This window comes from Candidatus Aminicenantes bacterium, from assembly GCA_011049425.1.
Lineage (GTDB): Bacteria > Acidobacteriota > Aminicenantia > UBA2199 > UBA2199 > UBA876.
In genome coordinates this window covers 1-9,167 of the sequence record DSBM01000045.1, presented here as the reverse complement: position 1 = coordinate 9,167, position 9,167 = coordinate 1, and the positions used below count along the sequence as shown (strand labels likewise).

10 protein-coding genes are annotated in these 9,167 nt (G+C 54.1%); all 10 read right to left on the bottom strand.

Translation table 11 applies throughout. The features are described 5' to 3' along the window. The coding region (locus tag ENN40_03155) for a hypothetical protein (GenBank protein HDP94339.1) at positions 1 to 332 on the bottom strand (332 nt) is incomplete at its 3' end. 25 nt (positions 333 to 357) lie between these two features. Further along, positions 358 to 1,644, bottom strand: coding sequence for a serine hydroxymethyltransferase (locus ENN40_03150; protein HDP94338.1), 1,287 nt, complete (start codon positions 1,642 to 1,644; stop codon positions 358 to 360). Between the two features lie 25 nt (positions 1,645 to 1,669). Then, complete coding sequence (gene rpiB, locus ENN40_03145; protein ID HDP94337.1) at positions 1,670 to 2,158, bottom strand: ribose 5-phosphate isomerase B; 489 nt, start codon at positions 2,156 to 2,158, stop codon at positions 1,670 to 1,672. 105 nt (positions 2,159 to 2,263) lie between these two features. Beyond that, complete coding sequence (locus tag ENN40_03140; GenBank protein HDP94336.1) at positions 2,264 to 2,914, bottom strand: 3'-5' exonuclease domain-containing protein 2; 651 nt, start codon at positions 2,912 to 2,914, stop codon at positions 2,264 to 2,266. 109 nt (positions 2,915 to 3,023) lie between these two features. Then, a complete protein-coding gene (locus tag ENN40_03135; GenBank protein ID HDP94335.1) occupies positions 3,024 to 3,440 on the bottom strand; it encodes a YjbQ family protein in 417 nt (138 codons plus the stop codon). After that, positions 3,437 to 4,471: a hypothetical protein gene (locus tag ENN40_03130; GenBank protein HDP94334.1), complete on the bottom strand. Its 1,035-nt coding sequence runs from the start codon at positions 4,469 to 4,471 to the stop codon at positions 3,437 to 3,439. Before ENN40_03130 ends, ENN40_03135 begins: the two co-directional genes overlap by 4 nt. Then, positions 4,455 to 5,417, bottom strand: coding sequence for a UDP-N-acetylmuramate dehydrogenase (gene murB / locus ENN40_03125; GenBank protein HDP94333.1), 963 nt, complete (start codon positions 5,415 to 5,417; stop codon positions 4,455 to 4,457). Before murB ends, ENN40_03130 begins: the two co-directional genes overlap by 17 nt. Continuing rightward, positions 5,375 to 6,799 carry a hypothetical protein gene (locus ENN40_03120; protein ID HDP94332.1) on the bottom strand — a complete coding sequence of 475 codons (1,425 nt, stop codon included), beginning with the start codon at positions 6,797 to 6,799 and terminating at the stop codon, positions 5,375 to 5,377. Before ENN40_03120 ends, murB begins: the two co-directional genes overlap by 43 nt. A gap of 44 nt (positions 6,800 to 6,843) precedes the next feature. Then, a complete protein-coding gene (locus tag ENN40_03115) occupies positions 6,844 to 8,472 on the bottom strand; it encodes a hypothetical protein (GenBank protein ID HDP94331.1) in 1,629 nt (542 codons plus the stop codon). Position 8,473: 1 nt separating this feature from the next. After that, positions 8,474 to 9,037: an FHA domain-containing protein gene (locus ENN40_03110; protein HDP94330.1), complete on the bottom strand. Its 564-nt coding sequence runs from the start codon at positions 9,035 to 9,037 to the stop codon at positions 8,474 to 8,476. Positions 9,038 to 9,167 lie beyond the last annotated feature (130 nt).

The window sequence follows — 9,167 nt, the reverse complement described above, 5'->3', positions numbered from 1 at the left end:
TCCTGCGCGATCCGGATTATTATTACCACCACGCCCGCTATTTCATCTACAACCTGGACGAGCTCGTCCAGGTTGTAGATGAAATAGCGGGCGTGGTGGTAATAATAATCCGGATCGCGCAGGAAATGGCCCAGGTCGAAGAGGCGATCCGCATCGAAATCCCGGTACAACCCGTTTCGGCCGCGGAAATCGCGGATTCCGGAGAGGGTGGAGATGCCGGCGCCGGTGAAGGCCACCAGGCGGCGGCTGTCGCGTACCGCATTCAGCAGTGTTTCCAACCGGGGATCATTTGTCACGGTCCGGTCCTGTTGAGAAAAGCCCCCCGGATCCATCGCGGGTGGATCCGGGGGAGGCTGCTTATGCCAGGCCCAGGGCCCGGCTGTACTTTTCTATGATATCCGTGTAAATGGGGAATGCGGAAGTGAGTTCCTGCACGCGGCCGCGGATCTTTTGCAGGTAGGCCTCATCCGTGGTGTGCTTCAACGCGTCCACGATCAGTTCGGCAATGGTTTTCATCTCCGCTTCTTTCATGCCCCGGGTGGTTACCGAAGGAGTGCCGATGCGGATGCCGGAACTGACCAGGGGGGGATTGGTATCAAAGGGGATGGTATTTTTGTTGACAGTGATTCCGGCGATGTCAAGGGCGGTTTCGGCGTCCTTACCGGTAATGCCGAGCGGGGTGACGTCCGTTAATAGCAGGTGGTTATCCGTGCCTCCCGAGACGATGCGCAAGCCGAGATCCGCGAGCGCTTTCGACATCGCGGCGGCATTGCGCACGGTTTGTTTTTGATAGGATTTGAATTCCTCGCTCATGGCCAGTTTGAAACATACCGCTTTGGCGGCGATAATGTGTTCCAGCGGACCCCCCTGAATGCCGGGGAAGACCACCTTCTTCAGTTCCTTGCGGTGTTTTTTCTGGGAAAGGATCAATCCTCCGCGGGGTCCCCTTAACGTTTTATGGGTAGTGGAAGTCACAAAGTCCGCGTGGGGGACAGGTGTGGGATGCACACCCGCGCCCACCAGTCCGGCGATGTGGGCCATGTCCACCACCAGGATGGCGCCGACCGAATCGGCGATTTGCTTGAAGCGCGGAAAATCGATAATGCGCGGATAAGCGGAGGCTCCGGCCATGATCAGCTTGGGGCGGTGTTCCCGGGCAAGTTTCTCCAGGGCATCGTAGTCGATGGTTTCGCTTTCGCGGTTGACACCGTAAAAAACAACATTGTACAGCTTGCCGGTGAAATTCAGGGGATGCCCGTGGGAAAGGTGGCCGCCGTGGGAGAGATCCATGCCGAACATGGTGTCTCCCGGTTCCAGCACGGTCATGTAGACACCCATGTTTGCCTGGGTGCCGCTGTGGGGCTGGACATTGGCATAGTCCGCGCCGAACAGTTCCTTGGCCCGGTCCATGGCCAGCTTTTCACTCACGTCAACGAACTCGCAGCCGCCGTAGTAGCGCTTATTCGGGTAGCCCTCCGCGTATTTATTGGTGAGTACGGATCCCATGGCTTCCATGATGCCGTTGGGCACGAAGTTTTCCGAAGCGATCAACTCCAGGTTCTGATTCTGCCTGCGGGTCTCGTTGAGCACCACTTCAGCAATTTCGGGATCCAGCGTTGTCAGGTCTTTGTTTAATCCAAACATGTTTTCCTCCTCGAATATTGGTCGGTTACTGGTCTTTGCAGAAATTCGGCAATTCCACCGTTTTTTGCAGGTAATCCAGGCGGACCTGGTGCCGCCCGCCATCAAATGCGGTCACCAGCCAAGTGTGAATAATATCCTCGGCCGTTTTCTCCGAAATAACACGGCCACCCAGGCAGAGTACGTTGGCGTTGTTATGGCGCCTGGACATGGCGGCGGCGGCGGCGTCATGGCAGAGGGCGGCCCGGACCCCGGGGAACTTGTTGGCCACAATCGACATGCCGATGCCGGAACCGCAAATCAGAATGGCTCTCAGGCGGTCCGGGTCCCGTGCCACAGCACCGGCTCCATATGCCCCGTATTCGGCCCAGCTGGCGGGCTCATCGTTTTCCGGGCCCAGGTCATGAACGTCCAGGTTGAATTCACCCAGGATCCGCTTCACGGCGGTTTTCAACGAGAAACCCGCATGGTCGGAAGCCAGGAATATGGTTTTTTCGGGATTGCTGTAATGGTTCATCTCGTCACTCGTGCCGGGAACATGTACCGGACGTTTCGCTACTTTCTTATAAACCAACCGCAGCGAAAAGTCAAAACAGGAATGGTCAAAATCGGAAGGAGGACTCTACTGAATTGAAGCCTCTCCATTTTCATTGCAGGTATCGGTTTCAGTAGGAGGAAGGTAGGTCCTGTTGTCCGCCAGGAGTAAGAAGTAGATTTCCAGGCAAACCCATGCATCGGTGGCGGCGTACAATTTCTGTTTTTCCGTTAATTCCCGGCGTGCCCAATTGGTGCGCTGGGAGGATTTGATGAGTCGCTGATGCAGATAACGGGCCGCCAGGCTGCGAGCGCCCTGCTGGACAATCCCTTTTTCTGAGGCGATTCGGGACAGGTCGACAAATCCCGCGGCTTTCATGGGCCGCAACTCACTCAATTTGTCCAGGTCGTTGTTTAAAGCGATTCCCACTTTCTTTATGCGCTTGCTGGCAAGGATTTTTGCAAGTCGATCGTCGATTTCGATATGGGTCAGGTGAAACAGGTAAACCGTATCCGGAGTGGCCAATTGGATCAGAGAAACAGGGTATGACTCACCTTTCTTGAAGGCCGGCCGGCTCTCGGTATCGAATCCCAATACGCGATGGCGACGCAGGTGCCTGGTTGCCTTGCGTATCTGGTCCGGGCGGTTGATCAACTCGATGTGTCCCCTGAAACGCAGGGGTGGGAGCGTGTTGATGAAATCCTTACTGATCCGGTTTTCCAGGATTGGCTCCAACATGATTCTATTTGTGACAACGCCGGAACGGCGCGTTATCCTGCATTATAAAGCATTTTCTTCTGCTTTTCAAGGCAAAGGTTAGAGAAAGCCTGGTCGGTGGTGTGGGAGGTCATGCCCCGATGATTTTGACCAGCACGCGTTTTCGTCGTTTGCCGTCGAACTCTCCATAAAACACCTGCTCCCAGGGCCCCAGGTCCAGGCTGCCGCCTGTAACCGCCACCACAACTTCGCGTCCCATGATGGTGCGTTTGAGATGGGCATCAGCGTTGTCCTCACCGTTGTTGTGGCGATAGCGGCTGTGCGGTTTCTCGGGGGCGAGCCCTTCCAGCCACTCCTCCAGATCTTTGTGCAATCCGCTTTCATCATCGTTGATGAATACGCCGGCGGTGATGTGCATGGCGTTGCACAAGAGCAGTCCCTCTCTGATCCCGCTTTTTCCAACCAGTTCATGCAAAGTGGGGGTGATGTTGACCAATTGCCGTCTTTGCGTGGTTTTAAACCAGAGTTCATGTCGAAATGATTTCATGTCAACTCCTGTTGCCGGGAATCATTGTAACCGCTCTTTTCCGCAGGCGCTGAAAGGCTCGCGGCAGGACAGCCCATCCATTCACGGATCATTGGAGTTACATCCCCCAGATTCCGGATCCGCTGCCGGAAGCCATCCGCGTTGTCACCCCATGCAAGTAACGGAACGGGGTTGCGGGTATGGGAGCGCAGAGAACAATCTTCCAGGTTGCCGTGGTCACTGGTAAGTATCAGGATGTCTTTTTTCGGGTCCATCTGCTCCAGCAACCTCCCGACCAGTTTGTCGAGGCGACGGACCAGGTCAACACATTCAGGAAATGTTTTGCGGTGGGCGAAGATGTCGGTCTGAAAATACTCGAATAAGAGAAAGTCCACCCCGGCGGCATTGTTTGCAATGATATCCGCCGCTTGTTCCGGAGAATATTCAGGCATTTCCAACCCCAACCGGATCAGGGACAGGTTGGAAAAATCCTGGTACAGGGCGGTTCCCTGGCGGATATCCTCTTCATTGCGGGGTTTCATGCCGCTGCTGAGCATCATGCAGGTGGTGGTGGATAAGCGGCGGCGGAATTGTTGTGGGAAATCCGCTGAAAAATGGAACTGCCCGTCCGCTGTTAACTCCAGGTGTGGCGGGGAAAACAACTGAGAGTAATGGGGATAGGCGTTGAAAAACACAGCTTTCCGGCCGCAGTTGGAAAGGGACTTGAGCAGGTTGTCCCGGTATAGAACGCGTCGCAGACCGGATCCCGGGTAACTGCCCCGGTGGCCCCAGCGCGCGGGAATGTTGATGCCGGTATAGAGTGTGGCTTGTCCGGACGCGCTCTGGGGGATGCCTCCAACTCCCAGCAGGGCGTCAACCGCGGTTACGGGAGTGCCGTCAGGGAGTTTTGGCGAAGGTTGATGAAAAGGCAGGAAGCGACAATTGGCGGCGGCAAAAGGATTGGCCTTGTGGTTCGGGTTCAACCCCACGCCGTCAAAAAAAAGAAAAACAAAACGAGGGTTCCCTGCCATGGTCCTAGTACCATTTCCCATCGGGGGTGACGAACAACACTTCACGTTCCAGGCGGACACCGTGTTTTTGCATGACCACAGTGATGATGTGTTGGACAAACGCCTGCAGGTCCGTCATCCGTGCGCCACCGCGGTTGGAGATGAAATTGGCATGTTGTGAAGATATTTCCAGTCCGGAACGGCGCAATCCCCGCAATCCGGCGGAATCGATCAGGCGTCCGGCGGAACCTGCTTTGTCACGGCCGGGGTTCTTGAAAAAACAGCCGGCCGTGCGGGAGCCCCGCCCCGGGTGGTTTTTTCTGCGGTATTCAAAGTTTCGGCGAATTCGTTGCCGAACCACCTCCGGATCGCTGGGTTCAACCGCCAGGGTGATTTCCATTAAGACCGATTCTCCGCGCTTGAGCGCGGAATCCCGATATTGAAAACTGCATTCAGCCGGCTGGATTGAGGCTTCATTTCCCTTGGAGTCCAGGCTTTGCGCCTGGATGAAACAGGCGGACATGTCGCGGCCGAAAGCCCCGGCATTTACAACGACGGCTCCGCCCATGGATCCGGGTATCCCGGCCAGAAATTCCAAACCCGCGACGCCGCTGCTTGCACACCATGCCATTACGTTCAAGGTGGATTCCCCGCTTTGGACTGCGATTCGGTCGGCGGCAACGCGGCGGATTCCCCGGGTGCGGTTAACCACCAGCACCAGTTCAGGGGCCTGCTCGGGGAAAACCGTGTTGCTTCCCCCTCCGATTACGACATGAGCGATCTCTTCGCTTTTAAGAATCCGCAACGCCGCAATCAGCGCAGATGGGGTGAAAGCCTGGACCGACATGGCCACGTGTCCACCAATGCCGAGGGTGGTGTAATGGCCGGATTTGTCTGGTTGACGACAAATGATCCCCGGCAGGTCCGGGAGCCGGTCCAGGGACTTCATGGCTTCGCATCCCCGCCGGCAACGTAATCTCCATGACATGCCGCCTGAATGGCGGATACGTGAACGCGGGTGAACTCCGCAAGGTCATGAACACTGAACTGTTTCCTGGCTTTGGCTTTGAAGCCGTCCTTTGAGATGGCCTCCACTTCAAGGACATATTCTCCGGAATCACGCGGAAGCCAGGCCGTGATTGTAGGATCTGTCCGCAGGAGCTTGGTATTCAGTACCGGGGTTTTGCTTTTCCGCCGCCGTACACTCAAGTTGAATTCAGGCCGGATCAGGTTGATGGGACTGATTCGAAATTCCAGGGATCGGCCGGAAACTCTGGGAAATTCCGGCTTGATCTCTATTTCCACTCCCCTGCGGTTGGTCAGGGTGTGCAGCCGGACCTCGCCCTCTGATTCCACCAGGAAAAAGAGTCGTCCGCCTACGGCCAGGGGCGGATCCCGCAAGGGGTTGGCTCCTTTGTGGCTGGCGGTTGTGTGTTTTTTCCAGTTGAAAAAGCGGATTTCCGGAGCATGATGCGGGTAAAGAAACACCGCGATGTTTTCATCAAGACGCAACGGTGGATACAGGCGTGTTCCATTCAGGGAAGACCACCAGGTGTGTCCGCCACCGGGAGTAAAAAAATGGATGTGTTGATCCTGTGGCAGTACCGCAACGAGTTTTCCGGCATTTATTGGCGCCAGCTTGAGGATCCGGGGAAGGGGCGCCGTCCATTCGGGTTTGCGGGAACGGGGCGCCCATTTGATTAACAGCCGGTTCTCACCGCCGTAATAGAGATATTCGTCACGCAAAAGGAAATCACCCGCGGCTGGGTGGGGTAGTTTCGAACGTTGCGCGACAAACACGGGAGGTTGAAGTTGAATCAACTCGGTGCGGGAAAGGATCAATACGCGGTCGCCATGTATGCGGCAGGCGCGAAAGTCTGCGACTGGGATCTCGATTTCCCTGGACTTCGGATCGGAATCAAATGTAGTGGCCACCAGTTTGTTTTGTTTTTGAGTAACCAGGATGTTGTGCCCGATTGCCGCCACTTGTTCGCTTTCACTTGCGGGCGTAATGCGGTTGATTTCCCGGAATGTCTCCAGGTCTAAAATGATCCAGCGCAGGGGTGACTCTTCCGTGCGCAGCAGTAGTTTGCCGCCGCCGGAGATTATGCCGGGACGAATTTTGTCCGTTAACTGGGCGGTCATTACTTTTTCCAGATTCAATGGGTCCAATTTCAGGATGGTGCCGGACTTGCGAATCACGACCAGGTGATTTTTATAAACCGTGATGCCGGCAGGCTCAGAATCAGCCTCTGTATGCTTTAAGGGACGTTCTTCCAGTTGAGGGGTAATCTCCGGAACCGTGCGGGGGGTGCGGGCGCAGGCCCCCATCAGTATGCAAATGACAATCAACAGCGACGGGACTTTCATTAACTGGAATTATACGCAATTTGCGGCTCTCTGGTCAACGCGGATTACAGGTTGTCCGGGCGGATGTCAATGGGGTTGTTCAGTTGGAACTCCTCCGTGAATATCTCGCGCACGACTTCTCCACGCAAGTCGCGACTGAGTTGAAAGCCGGAATAGTAAAGCAAGGTAGGAAATATATCGTAGATCGAAATGGAATTCACCGGGTATCCTTTTTTCAAAGCGTTCTTTTCGTAGAGGAAAATAGTGCCCCGGGCATCGAGGGGCTTGTAAACGTAGACATCTTTTTTGCCGAACAGGTTGAGCAGGACACGGCGCCATACGGGCAGGGGCTCGAATTCGTAGAGGCTGATAATGACAAGCAGTTCGTCTTCGCCGGTGGTGCTGATCAGGTTGCCGATAATCGAGTCGTAATATTCATAGTATTTTTCAAGGATCCATGAGTATCGCTTGATGTCCGTTTCGGTTACGGTTTCAAACACGCGGTGAGTTGAGTACTGGGAGAAGTATCGGGCCACGTTGGCCAGACCGAAAAGGCGGGAACTTGAGTAGTAAAGCGGGGTGTCTTTCAGGTCCGGAATTCTGCGCTTGAGGTAGTCGTCAAAGAAAAAGAAGCGTTTCACCAGATCGTAACGGCGATTCATTTGATTAAGAAGATCAGCGTAAAGTGGTTTGAAGCGGCGATTGTATTCAAGGGAGCGTTCAGAGTACATGGGTGTAAAATCAGGGTAGATCAGGGAAAATGTGCCGAAGTTGTTGGCTTCATAATAATCGCGGATATGGTCCTTGACCGGAATGGCAAAGCGTCGATAAAAAGAAGTGACGCCGATGACTGAGGCATATCGAATGAACAGGTAGCGGGGGAAGAGGTCAAATTCCTGTTCCAGATCACCTACTTTGAATTTGACTTGTGAGTGGTTGTGAAAAGCCGATGGGGAAAGGCCGGACAACACGGTGTTGATTTGTGAGTGGCTGAAATTCGGTTTAAAGGAATGAATGCGCGCCCTGACACCGTTCTGGATCAAGAAATTGAAGTTCAACAATTTTTGTTCGGAAGACTGACTCAAAAGGTGGCTCACTGAAATGCCGTCGGCGATCACCAGGCGGATCCGGCGCGGCGTGACTTCCTGGACCAGTTGTTTCGGATTCACTGCCGGAATCCGGGGGGCATTCATCGACATCATTCCCGTAAACGTGTTCAGGAGTTGATAACTCAGGAAGGCCAGGAATGCTGCCTGTATCCAGCGTTTGCTTTTGCCTTTCTGGAGCAGAAACACCATGCCCGTGATGACCAGCACCAACTGGCCGATCAGAATGCGCAACCAGAGAGTGCCCGCCTCCGCGGAAAGGAAGCTGCGGTAGTAATCATAATTGAGAAAGTAAATTGCCGTAATGACGAGAATGGTAAAAGACAACAGATAGGTCAATGTCGGCGGCCAGATAATACCGACGGCAAATTTGCGCCCCGCGGCAAACTGGACAAAGAAATAGAGGATGGCTGTGACCAGCCACCAGCCGATTCCGTAGTACAACAGCAGGTAGGTGAACAAAAGCATGGAGTCTCCCGGAGTGACCAGCACTTCCGGATTGAGCAAGAGGATCAGCCCCGAAACAAAGAAGGTAAAAACCAGGGCACTCAGGGTGAAGTTAAAAAAGAGACGCAGGGGACGCCACAATTTACTTATCGAACTCCCGGTTAATGGGGGTGGAAATCAGCATTAAAGTGGTTTGGCCAACGCGGAATTCACTCTGATCGTCCACTTCCGTGATGGACACCTTTTCTCCGTTGATGAAGGTGCCGTTTGTGCTGCCCAGGTCCCTGAGCAGGATTTTCTCATTTCGTATTTCCACTGCCAGGTGTTTTCGGGAAACTTCCTTGTCAGGGATTATCAGGTCAACTTTGCCCCGGCCGATCAGGATGTAGGGCTTGCTGAGCTTGAATATGTACCCCGCCCGGGCGCCTTTGATTACCGCGATGGAGATCTTGCGATCATCCGGCAGTTTTAAATTTTCGTTCGACCACAGGGAATCCGTGATATTTTCCTGGATGATTTTGGCGGTGTCTTTTTTGCTGGCTGAGTCCTCTTTTTTCAAGTCAACGGCAAATACATTCTGGCAGCGGGCGCACTTGAACTTCTTTCGGCCGTGAATCTTGCCATCCGGGACACTGTATTGCGCCTTGCAATTCGGACACTCGATAATCATGTGCGTATTATAGCCCCACAGAAAAAATGATGTCAATGCAACTCAGGAAAGTTGAAAAGTTGGGTTCTCTTCCATTTTGTGTGGGTTTGGGGGTTGTGCTTATTTGAAAAAATGATAAGGCTGCATGAGAGTACCCTTTCGGGCACAAATCATCGCTCACCACTTC

What these genes read in the sequence shown, in the direction of transcription:
- ENN40_03150 (HDP94338.1), bottom strand. Translation starts at nt 1,644, where the DNA reads ATGTTTGGATTAAACAAAGACCTGACAACGCTGGATCCCGAAATTGCT.
- rpiB (HDP94337.1), bottom strand. Translation starts at nt 2,158, where the DNA reads ATGAACCATTACAGCAATCCCGAAAAAACCATATTCCTGGCTTCCGAC.
- ENN40_03140 (HDP94336.1), bottom strand. Translation starts at nt 2,914, where the DNA reads ATGTTGGAGCCAATCCTGGAAAACCGGATCAGTAAGGATTTCATCAAC.
- ENN40_03135 (HDP94335.1), bottom strand. Translation starts at nt 3,440, where the DNA reads ATGAAATCATTTCGACATGAACTCTGGTTTAAAACCACGCAAAGACGG.
- ENN40_03130 (HDP94334.1), bottom strand. Translation starts at nt 4,471, where the DNA reads ATGGGAAATGGTACTAGGACCATGGCAGGGAACCCTCGTTTTGTTTTT.
- murB (HDP94333.1), bottom strand. Translation starts at nt 5,417, where the DNA reads ATGTCATGGAGATTACGTTGCCGGCGGGGATGCGAAGCCATGAAGTCC.
- ENN40_03120 (HDP94332.1), bottom strand. Translation starts at nt 6,799, where the DNA reads ATGAAAGTCCCGTCGCTGTTGATTGTCATTTGCATACTGATGGGGGCC.